Source organism: Chryseobacterium indoltheticum, from assembly GCF_003815915.1.
GTDB lineage: Bacteria > Bacteroidota > Bacteroidia > Flavobacteriales > Weeksellaceae > Chryseobacterium > Chryseobacterium indoltheticum.
In genome coordinates this window covers 1,756,967-1,770,171 of the sequence record NZ_CP033929.1, presented here as the reverse complement: position 1 = coordinate 1,770,171, position 13,205 = coordinate 1,756,967, and the positions used below count along the sequence as shown (strand labels likewise).

Below are 13,205 nucleotides of genomic sequence, written 5' to 3'. Positions count from 1 at the left end.
ATTTCAATCTTATCTTATCTGACACCCACTTCTTTATTTTAAAACGATGAAACATTCCGAATTAATTACTAAGCAGGATTTAGCAAACTATCTAAGATGCGATTTAGAATTTATAGAAAAAATTATAGAAGATGATTATTTCATTCGTAATTTAGATAGACGTAATATAGAAGAATTGCGTTCGGCATTAACCAGCAATAAAATCCTTGTAGATAGATTTAATTTAAGAAAAAAGGGACAGAACGGAGGATTTCGAACAGTTCATAGAGTTTGGACAGCAAAATTAAATAATACACTAAAAATTCTTAATCATTATCTTGTAAAAATTCATCAACCTTCAGAAATGGTTCATGGCTTTGTTAAAGGAAAAAATATTCGATCAAATGCAGAATGTCATTTAGAAAAAAAGATTGTCTTATCAGTTGATATTAAAGATTATTTTGAAACAATTACAGAGAGTATGGTTACAAATAGTCTAAAGAAACTGGGATTTAAGGATAATGTTGCACTATGGATTGCTAAAATCACAACTATCGAGAATCAGCTTGTTCAAGGTTTTTGCACAAGTCCAACTCTAGCAAACATAGTAACACATTCGCTAGATGAGGAGTTAAAGAGTCTTTGTGGTAGTAATATTAGATATTCGAGGTATGCTGATGATTTGTACTTTTCATCAAATACAGATATATTACCTCTCGATGACATACAATTAGCAGTTGAAAAATACGGTTTTTTACTCAACGAAAAGAAAACTAAATTCATGAAAAGGGGACAAAAGCAATTCGTAACAGGACTAACGATTTTTGACTCACATTCTCCGAGAATTTCAAAAAATAGAAAAAAGAATATTCGTTTAGAAATTAATTGCATTACTAAATTTGGATATACTGCACATGCAAAGCATAGACTAATTGCGAGAGGAGAAGATCCTAAAGATTTAGGTTTTTTAAGTAAATTAGGGGATGAAGTAACTAACACTCGCAATAGACTGTATGGTTGGCTGCACTTCATTCAATCAATTGAGCCTCAGTTCGCCAAAAAATATTACAAAAAATTAAACGATGTTGGTGAAAATTCTGTTTTAAGAAGTACACAAGCATTAGAGATTCTACTTCAAATTCGTGCCGGTCAAAAAGAATCTTAGGCAATATTAAATTATTTTAACAACAGACAATTTATTTTATAATATTACACTTATATAAAATTGCATGACTTTGCTCTTAAAGTATACTGACTTTAGAACTTTTAGCGCAAATTTATTAGGAATTGAGATGTTTATCAATGCACTTATATACTATATGCTTTCGCTTTCTTATTTGATTCATTATATGTTCTTCCTTAAAAATTGTACAACATCTTTTGACATAAGAATAATAATTAGATTCTTTTTTGTGATCCTTAGGAGAATAATGAGCAAAGTCATAAAAACCTTTTTCATTCTTTTGCAATTTGCTAAATTTCCTTCTCAGACCTTTTTTATCAGACCTTTCGGAATCATTTATTTTTAATGGTCTATTGTACAGTTTTTTAATTTGATTTATAAAAACAGCTCTTTTTGCTTCGGGATTTTTATCTAAAACCCTTTTAGCTCTAGCGCATCTGCGTTTGGTAATGGAAATAATCTTCCTGTAATATCTGGATAAATTAGCGGATTTAATAACAGTTTTGTAACCTCTAAATTCAAATCCCAAATATAATAATGGTGTTTCAATCTCTTTCTTAGATTTTTTATCTATCTTAAAGCATGCTAACCTTTTGTCATCATGTTTTGGAGAGAAAGTAACTTTCCTGAAAATAAATTTTTCGGTTTTATTTTCGCTAATCTTCACTTTACTATCTTTGATCAAAGCATAAATATACTTCTCAATATACTCTGCTTGGTTGGGCTTACAAACAACCACTATATCATCAGAATACCTTTTATAATATACATCCCTATCTTCAACAAGTTCATTTATTATTTTTAAGTCGAAATCATACAGATATAAGTTCGCTAATAGAGCGCTTATTGGTAATCCTTGGGGAATTCCAACACTGATTTTTTCATCTGAATAAAAAGGATTTTTATATACACGTAATTTACCCTCGCTAATTGTTCTTCTAAATTCCTCATTACTTTCGAAAAAACATTTATAGCCTTTTTCCTTTCTGATCTGTGCAAGTTTTGATTCATCAAAACCCGATTTTCTCCCATTTCTATCATTTCTGATTCTTAGGTCATCAAGCAATACATATCTAAATTTAGTACAGGCTTTAAAGACATTATAATGATCTTTTGGAAGCTCATCAACATCTAAAAGCCATTTCCATTTTTGCTTAAGGAATTGATGATTTAAACTTGGAAAAAAACTTTTTAAATCAAAAGTTAAGACACAGACTTCATCGTACTCTCCCCTTTTCTTAATTTCATCAAACGCTTCCTTTGCAAAATGTATTGTGCTTTTTCCTTTTATATCCTTTTCTGATATTTGAATTTTTCTATATGCATTTACGGCTGCGTCAAGTTTTGAATTTTCGTTTAATTTTTTCTCATAAAGCTCATCAAGAATCTCCTTATAGTAACCGTATACTAAAGCATCCATATGACTTGCATAATGCAAAGGTCTCATCTTATGTGATTTTTCCGGCTTACCTTTTTTATGTAAAGTATGACAATGCTTTCTTCCCGTGGTCCTGTGCTTTTGAGGATCTGCTTTTTTATATTTTCTGTCTATTATATTTGTATGGATAAGCGGATAGAATGCATATTTTTCAACAAATTTTTCATTAGTAATGAGACGATAATAATTTTCCCATTCATCTCCTATTTTAAGAGATGGTGAAATATGTAAATAGCCTTTTTCTTTAAGCCAAGTTGGTTTTTCAATCATAAAAAATGCTTGCAAAAATCAATAACGTTTTATAATTACATACAGCTTTCGCTCAGATAAGTACCCAAATTATTAATATTGAGTCATTGATAATTCCGTAATTGGTGGAAATAGTATTAAGCATAGCTGAGACTGTAATAGCCGAGCTAATAGTCAAACTGATAAATTATGAAGACAAAGATGATAAAGTTAATAAATAAAGTTACCCTTTTGGTAGTTTCAATAATTCTTAGTAAATTGCTACTGATTTCCTTTCTATCGGGCTGTCCTTTCGGTGAGCCTTCGATGAAATTCTCTAACCTTATAACCCTCTTGTTATAAGTAAATCTAAAAGACCTTTTATCTTATTCTAGTCGTAATTACACTTCTTTTTGCAAGCATCTCAAAAATATGAAATAATTCTTATATTTGTGACAATAACCACGAAAATAATTACTAATGATCACTTTTTCCATTGGAGATTTTGTCTGTCTTCAAAATCATCCCTATTTTAATAAAAATCAAAATATTAAAATTGCTGCAAATGCAGAAATGACACCACCAATTATGATTGTGGGAGAAATCTTAAATAAAGATGAATACAATCCGTTAAACGGTAGACAGTCTGAAATTCAACTTAGATGTTATTATTATTCCACTAAAGATGGAAAATATATTGATAAATGGATCAAAGCTGAGCAAATAAAAAAACTTGAATCTGACTATACATATCTTGATATTGAGAAATTGATTAATATAGAAAATTTTGACTTAGAATTTCTTAAGGAGTCTCTTCTAAATAAACTTGTCTGTATAAAAAGCGTTGATTTTGAACTTAATAAAAAAAAGATTTTCATTGATAGCTCAGATGGAATTCGTACGAATAAAGAAAACAATCACCTTGAGTTTTTACCGCCTGTAATGACCGTTATAGACATTGTTAAAAATAAAGAAGAGAAAAAGTACTCGTCAACAAAAGAAAGTTTTGTTGAAAAGGATTTATCAAAATATATGTTTAAGTGTAAATGGTATAATCCTAAAACTTCATCCTATTCTGAAGAGCTGATACCAAGTGTAATTTTAGGAATAGTCAAAAATCAGACAAGTGATCTTGAGATTATTAGCTCAGGAATTAATGAAAATGGTTACATCATTATTGATCTAAAAAATGATGTTGAACTAGAAGATTCATCAAGATTAGTTGGTAATACAATTATAAAGCCTACTGAACTTATATTTAATCATTATTATTATAAACTTAGTGCCTTCGATTACATGAAACAAAGAACGGCATCATATCCTTTAGGTGATATTAGAAAAAATGTTAGCCTAGATGACTTTACTCAAAAAGCAATAATTTTTGGACAAATCTATCCACGATACAAAACAATTTTCCGTCCTATAACTGCAAATATATTCACTGAAAATGAATATTATTTAATAAAGTATAGAGACAAATCCAACAAAATAACTACCCGAATTATTAAACTAATATATAAAGAACCTTATACAGATCAGGAATCTAATTCGGATCAGATCTTTCTTGTTTCGAATTGTCTTCTGCGAAAAGGACACATAAGACATTTCACTGTTAGTCAGATTTTAGAGTCTACAGAAATTTTAAATGGAATAGAGATTTTTGAAAATGCAACTTCTTAATATTTATTAGTCTTTCTTAAATGTACAAAACATTCAATTATTTTAATCATGATAGATCTAAAATTTAATTTAAAAATTTTCTCTATTGATCTTCAACATTACGAGCTCAGGAATAAAGATTTAGACGAAGTGATAAAAACAATAACTAAAAATCATAAAAACCATTTACACGCTTCGGATAAAGATTTTGAACAGTTTAAATACCCCATCCAAGAAATAGAGGACGAGGATTTTTATTTTTACAGCTACTGCTATAATCAAACTAAGGATCAAAATTACTGGAAATATTTTTTACCCGAAGAGCTAGCAAAAGATCAAAATTTTGATTTAATCGAATTTTCTCATGTCCTTTTTATCTGTTATAAAGGCAAATTGTATTGTGTTACCAGCGGATCCGGAATAACGGTAATTAAAAAATACTTAGATAATTATTTTGGGATAGAATTATACCAGCATTTCGCTAGTTTGAATGATGATATTACCATCTCTATCAATACTAGAGGAGTCACAGGAAACCTTTCGCAAAGAAGTAACACATTTAATTACAGCCAATCAATTAAAGATTCACTTTTATATTCTGAAATACCTAAAAAAATAAAGGTGGTTGTAAGAAAAGAATTGCGAGATGGAATTTTCAGAGAATTTAATCTTGATGATGAAAGTTCAATAATGGATTTAGGTTCATATTTTAGTTTGAGAAAAAAAATAAATTTTGAAGAACTTAAAAAATTGATTATTACCATTGAGAAAATTTTAGGAGATACCAGCAATTATAAAAATCTTAGTTTGTTTAACAGGGTTAAAGATTCTAATATATTAGAAGACCTTCGCAATAGCTTATTAGAAAAAATAATTGAACATATTTTAATGCACGATCAACCAGAAAATATAAAAAAATCTGAATATGATATTGTAGAAATTGTAAATAGTAAGCAGATTGAAAAATTTTATGAATGTAATATATTCAGATTACATTTTTTTCGTAAGAAAAAAAAGACTGACTTACAATTGACATCTCGCAATGATCTTTATTTTAACATCACGAAACAAATATATAATAGCTTAGAAAATATTTCGGATAGAAAAGAAATTGTAGATAAAATCAATCAACTGTCTTTAATTGGTATTATAGACTCGAAAGAAGAGACATTTGACTATTTCTATAATCACCTCGTTACTGAGATTACGTTGAATGATGGCAAATATTTTAGAACTGATAACACATGGTTTAAACTCGATAATAACTATCTGTCACAAATTAGAGAAGAAGCCATAAATGACTATGAGCTTTATGAGCTAAAAGAAAGAATTTTAAAACCGTGGAATCAAGCTAACGAGGATCTTTATAATCTTAATCATAGTGAGGAGAACTATTACGTTTTTGATAAAAAATTTACTGATAATATAGAGTTATGCGACATTATGTACTATGCCGAGAGCACAATGTATCTAATACATGTAAAAGATGGTTTTAATACTAATATGCGAAGCTTATACAATCAAATTGTACTGGCTTCTCAAAGATTATGGCATGACATAAATAATATCGACGGAAGTACATATCTTAAGGATACCATTGCCATTTACAATGATAAGACAGATGGTCAAAAATTAAATTCAGATGATATTTTGAAGAAAATAAGAGACAAAGATTTAACTATAAATTTTGTGATGGCATATAACAATTACTCTTATATTAATGACGATGCTGTAGGAAAACTTAGTAAAAGCGCATCAAATATCGCTCTATTTTCTTTAGTTCAGACAGCCAGAGAGGTGTTGAATTACAACACTTTTAAATTTAATGTGATTGACATATCACAAATTAGATAATCTTTTAATCTATCTCATCAAAAGTTAGTTTACCAACTCTTTTAAATAATAAAATCACAAATGAGTGCTTCTACTATAAGAATTGAAAACAAAAAGAACTTTGAATCTGAATTACAATTTATTGAAAAAATATGTTCTCTTTCTAAGTATGAGCTTAAGATTATTGATAATGATGAAGATGCTGCTTATTTTTCGAGAGGAAGTAAAACATTTAATTTTGAAAGAGAAGCAATATTTGAACAAAGAGAAAAAGATGAAAATAAGATTTCTTTTATCTTAAACAATATCGTTTTAGTTTCGAAAAAGTTTGGAAATACTTCTTCCAGTAATAATATAAAAGTAGATAAATATATCGATTTTAAAACAACAATTGAGCTGAAAGAATTTCATTCCGAAGGTTTTAAAACCAACAGTATTTTCAAAGCATTTTTTAAAGTTGGTTTGAACGAAATTAACACGTTCCATAATGAATTTGAGACAATAACGCACGTAAGGGATGAAGTAGAATATTTCTACGATTGTCTTCGCATTAAAATCAAGGAGACGGAATATGATGTTACGCAATTAAAAAGTAACAATGAAGGCTATTATATTATTGAAAGTTTACAGAAACAGAATTATGAAGAGTTTTCAAAAGGTTGCTTTTCTATACAACAAGCCATAGGATTTATTAATTGTCTTATGATAGGAGACGAAAAGTTTGTATTTGATGGCTGTGGTGGTTTTTATTATACTAACAATATTAGACCTATGATAAAAGGTATGTATAGACCAATCATTACAAACCCATACTCATGCTTAGAAATAGATAGGAAAACTGCGAATATTCTTTATAAGAAACATGAGCTCACAAGAGTTTCTTTGCAAAACCTATCAAAATTAGTTCATAAAATACATATGGAACCAGAATTTTCTATAGCCATTCTTGTTATTTTAGAAGCAACATCAACAAAATCTTTACTAATAATTCCAAGCTCATTTGCAGTAATCATTGAACAGCTTTCTAAACATTTTAGTATTGAAGAATCAGGATTAGAAAGACCAATTAATAATAAAAAGTTGCAGGAGAAGATAATTACAGAACTTAATATTGTTATTGATGACAATTCTGACTCTCTGACTTCTGATACTATTCTGAAATTAAAGAGAAGACTCAATGAAATTAATAAACCATTCAACAAAGCACATTTAACAAATAATGAAAAACTCACAAGACCTTTTGAGCAAATAGGTATCGACTTAAGTTTGCATGACATTACAATTATTGAACATCGAAATGACTTATTACATGGTAATATACTTATTAAAAAAGATAATATAGTAAGAGATGAAAGTACAACTAACCTTTACCTAAGTTATGTTTCAGCAAAACTTTTCACACTAATAAGTAAACTCATTTTTAAAAGTGTAGGATACAGTGGATATGTATATAATCAATCAAAGTATTTAGAAAAGTATATGGCAATTGAAACTGAGGAAAAATACTTTGAAAAGATATGACAATAATCAAAAAACTGTAATTAGAATGAATCGTCGTAATTGTTTTCGGACTCATATCTAATTTAGGTTATTCTAGGAAAAAATATAAATATCAGATCTTAAAATTTAATAGTTTGTTATGGAAAAAATTAAGAAAATTGAAAAATCAAAAATTGAAAAAGTTTACAAATACCCAGATAATAGTGGTTTATCATATAAATCTTATGGGAAATCTCAGAACATAAATGATTATTCTGAAAGAGAGATTAATGAAATGATTTTAGGTATTTATCGAGATAAAAAATACCTTTTAGTAGATGGAGATTATTTTGTAAATCTTGAAAATGTTATAAAATCTGAATGCATTCTGCAAGATGTTAGCTACTATAAAAAACCTACCCTCACAACTTTCAAAGACAATTCATGTAATCTAATTAGTAATATAAGAACATTTTATGTGAAGGATTACTATATCATTACTAATGAACCAGTAGCAGGAATTACAAAACATAAAATAACTAAATATTTATATAATATTGGTTTTTTAAACTCCGGAAGAGGAAGATATAGAGGCTTATTCAGTATTGCCAATGATTATCAAACACTACAAGCTGGAACTTACCCAAAAGATTTATTTCACCCAATTAAAAGATATATTAATGGTTTATTTTTTAGTGATGATTATAAAATTTCAGATTTTGAAGTTGTTACATCGTTCACAATTATTGCAAACTAATCAAATATAATGTTTTTATTAAATTCTTTTAATCATGACATCTTCAGATATAATTTCGATAACCACTGTAGTAATTTCCCTGGGAGCATTTTTTATTGCAACTCTCAGTTACAAAAGAGATCGTAATAAATCAAACCAAGATTTTCTTTTTCAGGAAAAAGTTCTGACATATAAAGAATTACTTTTCCACGTTAATTATATTTTTGAATCCTTTTTTGATATCATGGATGAAATGTTGGATCATGAAGGTTCAAACAAAAAATGGGGGAAATTTTTAAATAAAGAATCTGATTTCTATGATGATTTAATTGCTGATTATTACAAGTCAATATTTAAAGCCCTACCCATAATTCCAAGTAATATTTACAAAGAACTCATACAATTTGGTCAAGAGTCCACACAATTTATTAATTCTGCATTTGATAAAGATGAAGATCTCACAACTAAAGCACATGAAGAACTTGAGAAAAACTTAAGAAATGTTATCAGTTTGATTAGAGAGGATGTGAATGTGGATAAATTAAATGTTACTTTGACAAAAAGATTGCTATAAAAATAATAGCTTCATTATGTTCTTTGTAAAACTTAATGACTCTGTTATATCAATACTTTTTTAGAACAAATAATTAATACGTTGATGCTTTTATGGCCAAAAAAATAAAGATTTTTTGGATGACCTTGAATTCCAAAGTTGAAAAGTGACTGAGGATCTTTTAAGAATATTTATTAAATTATAAAAGTACATATCTGGATGATTTTAGAATGTTTTGAAGAAGTGCTATAAAATTAAAGTACTAAAGCTATTATTTAAAAAATGAAATATCTGTTTTTAAATTAGATGGCGTATTTAAATATCCTCCTTGTACTCCATCATGGTATCTTTTACTATAATTTTCATTAAAATGTGTAGTAAATATCAAAATTTTGTACATTCGTGTTTCCCTTTCTTTTATACAAATAATTCAAATGATAAAACTCAAAAATCTTTATATCGAAAATTTCAGACATATAGAAAAACAGAATTTAGAATTTGGTCAATATATGACTATTATAACTGGTCTTAATGGGTCAGGCAAATCATCCATTCTAGGATGGATTGCACAGCTCTGCGATTATAAAGGTAAAGATAAGACAGTATTAGATAGTTATTACAAAGAGAGCTTTAGAAATGTTTTCAGATTTTGCCCTATGAATGATTATAATAAGGAGTATGACATTACTTTTCATTACGAAAATCCATCAGAATCTTTACTTGAAGAACAAAAGAGAATTAAGACAAGACATCTAAAAAAAACTGAAATTTCAGCTGAAAGATATAGAACAGATTTTGATGGAAGAGGAAAAGCATTAGACCATCCTGTCATCTATCTAGGATTAAAAAGATTAATTCCATTAGCAACAGAAAATTCAATCTCAACATTACATCTAAAAAATTTAGAAGATTACTCAAAACTTTATTCTAGTTTAATAAAAGAAATTTTCGCTGTTGTTGGAGAACATATAAAACCCGAACCCATAAAATCATACAATAAAAAGATATTAGCTTTACAAACTTCGGAATTTAGCCATTTAGGAAATTCAGCGGGACAAGATAATATCTCGCAAATAATTTCTGCATTAATCTCTTTTGATATGCTCAAGAAAAAATTAGGTGCAAAATTTAGAGGAGGGATTTTGTTAATTGATGAATTAGACGCCACACTTTATGCAGCCGCACAATTCAAATTAGTTGACATTTTATTTAGATATGCTAAGAAATTAGATATTCAAATTGTTTTTACAACACACTCGTTAGAAATTTTAGACTATTTGGAGAGCAAATTAGGTTCAGACACAAAAATTAACTATTTTAACATACAAAATAATAAGGTTGTAAATTTGATTAATCCTTCAGCTCAGTACATTAGGAGAAAAATCAAAAGTGAAGTTGCTGAAGAGGAAACAATCGATAAAATAAATTTTGTATGTGAAGATGATGTAGCCGAATATTGGATTAAAAATCTCATTAATGGATCTGATTTAAAAAAAATGATTAAAGTTGAAAAAGGTCCATTTCCAGATATGACTATTGTCGGTATGGCTGAGTCCAAACATACAATCTTTAAGAATGTTCGTTTTATTTTAGATGGTGATGTAAAAAGAAAGTTTACTCAAAAAAAAGCTCCTAATAAGGCAGTATTTTTACCTTTTGAAGACAGACCTGAAACAATTTTTTATGAGTTCGTAAAAAATCTATCGGATACCGATGAATTTTGGGATGATGACAAAAACTTCACAAAAATTACTTCTTTTAAAGACTATACTAATGAAGGAAAAGGTACTCATAAAAATTGGTTTAGCGACCCAATTAATAAAAAAAACTTTGGTACTGGCTATTCAAAGTTACTAAATAGATGGAAAAAAGATCATCCAGTAGAAGTTGAAAATTTCATTAATTCTTTGAGAAAAATTATTTAAAAACAGTTAATGTGAAGTTCACAGTAAACTGTAATAAATATTTTTTGTAGATATTAAAAAATATATTTAGCCATTATCCCAAAAATAATGTATTCACAAACAAAGTATGTGGAGAAGAAACCAAATTAATATCAAATTTTAGAGATGGTTCTATCCTAGAGCTGGCATTATGTATTCGAAATGAAATCTGCCAACCTTCATTCAACGTCACCAACAATGTTGTTGTAGAATTATTTTGATACACAACTTCAATAAGCCTGGTCGGAAGTTTTAATTTGGGAACCTTTGCTTTTGGCTTAACGTTACCAAATGGTAAATTTAAAGTTCCTTGCAGATTATACGCTTGAATTTCAACTTTTCCTTTTCCTTTAATAACTTTATAAAAATCCTGATTTCCGATTAAATACTGGACTAACTTCTGTGCGACTACTCCTGGATTGTCCCGGTCTAATGCAATCAATTCATCTCTGAATGCGTTTAATATAGGTAAGTAGACTGTTGAATGATAATCTCCAAGACTTGCCCAAGTTTTAGTAGCCTTACTTTCTTTCCTTAATTGTGCTAGCCCATTAAAAATGGGCTTAATCACTGTAAAATAATTTTCTGAACAAGGAGTTCCCAACCACTTTTCGCCAAAATCAATATCATTTGATAGTCTCGAATGTTTAACCGCACGATGGTTATTTTTAGCAGAAATTCCAATTTCCCATTTTTGTAATGATCTTATTGCTAAGACATCACGAACATCCCCTGACTGTCCTGCTTTATCAGCTACAATTTCAAGTTCCAAAATATCTTCTTCATTGATACCGTTTGAAAGTCTGGGTTCTAGATCTAATAAAAAATTGACTGAGAAACTAGCGTTTAAACGATATTGGCTTCTTTCTTTTTCACCAAAACTTTCAAAACAGCTTAAAGCTGTTTTATAGGAAGCATTGTCAACTATTGAAACTTTAGTTACTAATTTTAATTTTTCGTAAAATTCCAGTAATAATGCATATTCAAATGCTTTTCCATTGATAGTCTGAGTTGCGATTTTTGCCATTATGCGGTTACTTTATTAACTATTTCCTGTAATTTTTCTATGACATTATTGCCATTAACTTTTGATAACTTATTTAAGCCTTCCTTCGTTTTTAGACTACTCAAGTCTGAATAAATTTTTTCTGCCAATATTTTACCCATTTCCACAGGTACCGCATTCCCAATCATTTTATACCCGGCAACTACACTTTTATACTCAAAACTGAAATTATCCGGGAATGTTTGGATGCGTGCACATTCACGAACACTGAGCCTACGGTATAATTTCTCTTTACCTTTTTTAAATTCACGTACATCTTGTGCAACAAGAGTCATTTTTGGTGCTTGCGGATGCAATGGTGCATGCCTTCCACCAGCCTGAATCGTGAATGAAACTTCATCCCACGATCTCACCCTATTCCTAGACATATAAATAGAAGAAAAACCACCTATCATGTATTCATGGTTAAGGACTTTACATTTTATTCCATTGGTAAAATTCCCTTCTTTAGCGGGCAATGCAGAGTTTTTCAAATCACCGATCGCCATTTCTAAAGTCACTTTATTTTCGTTGGTTGTCCCTTTAGGAAAAACAAATTTTCGTTTTAAATCTTTACGGTACCCTATAAAGAAAACTCTCTTACGATCTTGCGGCACACCATAATCTGATACATTCAAAAGTTCAAAAGATAATTCATATCCTATTTCTGTAAACATTTGTTTAATGTTTTCCAGAGCTTCTTTATGAGCTGGTAATAACATTCCCGACACATTTTCCGCTAAAAAAAATTTCGGCTTTTTATCTGCTAAAATTCGCATAAATTCATAAAAAAGCTGTCCCCTCTTATCAGCAATACCCTTCTTAGAACCTGCCTCTGACCAACTTTGGCAAGGCGGTCCTCCAATAATGCCATCGCAATCAGGAACTTCATCTGAAGGGATATTGACAATACTTCGCTTATCTAAAATTGTATGAGTATGGTTCTTCTCGTATGTTGCCCAAATATCCTTATCATATTCATTTGCCCAAACAACATCAAAACCCGCCTGCTCGAAACCCAAATCCAAACCTCCTGCACCTGCAAAAAAAGACACTACTTTCATAATTATACTCCCTAAATTTGTTTACAAAATTACCTATTAAAAAACAATTGGCCAAATCTAAAATT

At 29.1% G+C, this 13,205-nt stretch carries 10 protein-coding genes; 7 read left to right on the top strand and 3 right to left on the bottom strand.

The features are described from left to right. The first annotated feature begins 46 nt into the window (after positions 1-46). A complete protein-coding gene (locus EG358_RS08385; protein ID WP_076561634.1) occupies positions 47-1,144 on the top strand; it encodes a reverse transcriptase family protein in 1,098 nt (365 codons plus the stop codon). A 115-nt stretch (positions 1,145-1,259) separates the two neighbouring features. On the opposite strand, the gene EG358_RS08380 is transcribed toward EG358_RS08385, so the two are convergent. Continuing rightward, complete coding sequence (locus tag EG358_RS08380; protein WP_228421416.1) at positions 1,260-2,870, bottom strand: reverse transcriptase domain-containing protein; 1,611 nt, start codon at positions 2,868-2,870, stop codon at positions 1,260-1,262. 438 nt (positions 2,871-3,308) lie between these two features. Here EG358_RS08380 and EG358_RS08375 point away from each other — a divergent pair, with 438 nt between their 5' ends. The 6 genes from EG358_RS08375 to EG358_RS08350 all read left to right on the top strand — a co-directional run bounded on the left by EG358_RS08375 (position 3,309) and on the right by EG358_RS08350 (position 11,013). After that, positions 3,309-4,508 carry a hypothetical protein gene (locus EG358_RS08375; protein ID WP_076561633.1) on the top strand — a complete coding sequence of 400 codons (1,200 nt, stop codon included), beginning with the start codon at positions 3,309-3,311 and terminating at the stop codon, positions 4,506-4,508. Positions 4,509-4,556: 48 nt separating this feature from the next. Then, positions 4,557-6,341, top strand: a complete 1,785-nt coding sequence (locus tag EG358_RS08370; protein WP_076561632.1) for a DUF6119 family protein — start codon at positions 4,557-4,559, stop codon at positions 6,339-6,341. A 60-nt stretch (positions 6,342-6,401) separates the two neighbouring features. After that, positions 6,402-7,841 (top strand): hypothetical protein, encoded by a 1,440-nt coding sequence (locus EG358_RS08365; RefSeq protein WP_076561631.1) that lies wholly within the window; start codon positions 6,402-6,404, stop codon positions 7,839-7,841. A 118-nt stretch (positions 7,842-7,959) separates the two neighbouring features. Next, positions 7,960-8,556 carry a hypothetical protein gene (locus tag EG358_RS08360; RefSeq protein WP_076561630.1) on the top strand — a complete coding sequence of 199 codons (597 nt, stop codon included), beginning with the start codon at positions 7,960-7,962 and terminating at the stop codon, positions 8,554-8,556. A gap of 34 nt (positions 8,557-8,590) precedes the next feature. Continuing rightward, entirely contained in the window at positions 8,591-9,109 is a 519-nt protein-coding gene (locus EG358_RS08355; RefSeq protein WP_076561629.1) for a hypothetical protein, read from the top strand. A 413-nt stretch (positions 9,110-9,522) separates the two neighbouring features. After that, entirely contained in the window at positions 9,523-11,013 is a 1,491-nt protein-coding gene (locus EG358_RS08350; RefSeq protein ID WP_076561628.1) for an AAA family ATPase, read from the top strand. 73 nt (positions 11,014-11,086) lie between these two features. Here the strand turns inward: EG358_RS08350 and EG358_RS08345 are convergent, their stop codons facing one another. Both EG358_RS08345 and EG358_RS08340 read right to left on the bottom strand, forming a co-directional pair. Next, positions 11,087-12,058 (bottom strand): HaeIII family restriction endonuclease, encoded by a 972-nt coding sequence (locus EG358_RS08345; protein WP_076561627.1) that lies wholly within the window; start codon positions 12,056-12,058, stop codon positions 11,087-11,089. After that, on the bottom strand, positions 12,058-13,140 hold the full coding sequence (locus EG358_RS08340; RefSeq protein WP_076561626.1) for a DNA cytosine methyltransferase: 1,083 nt from the start codon (positions 13,138-13,140) through the stop codon (positions 12,058-12,060). The genes EG358_RS08345 and EG358_RS08340 overlap by 1 nt, the downstream gene beginning before the upstream one ends. Positions 13,141-13,205: the final 65 nt, after the last annotated feature.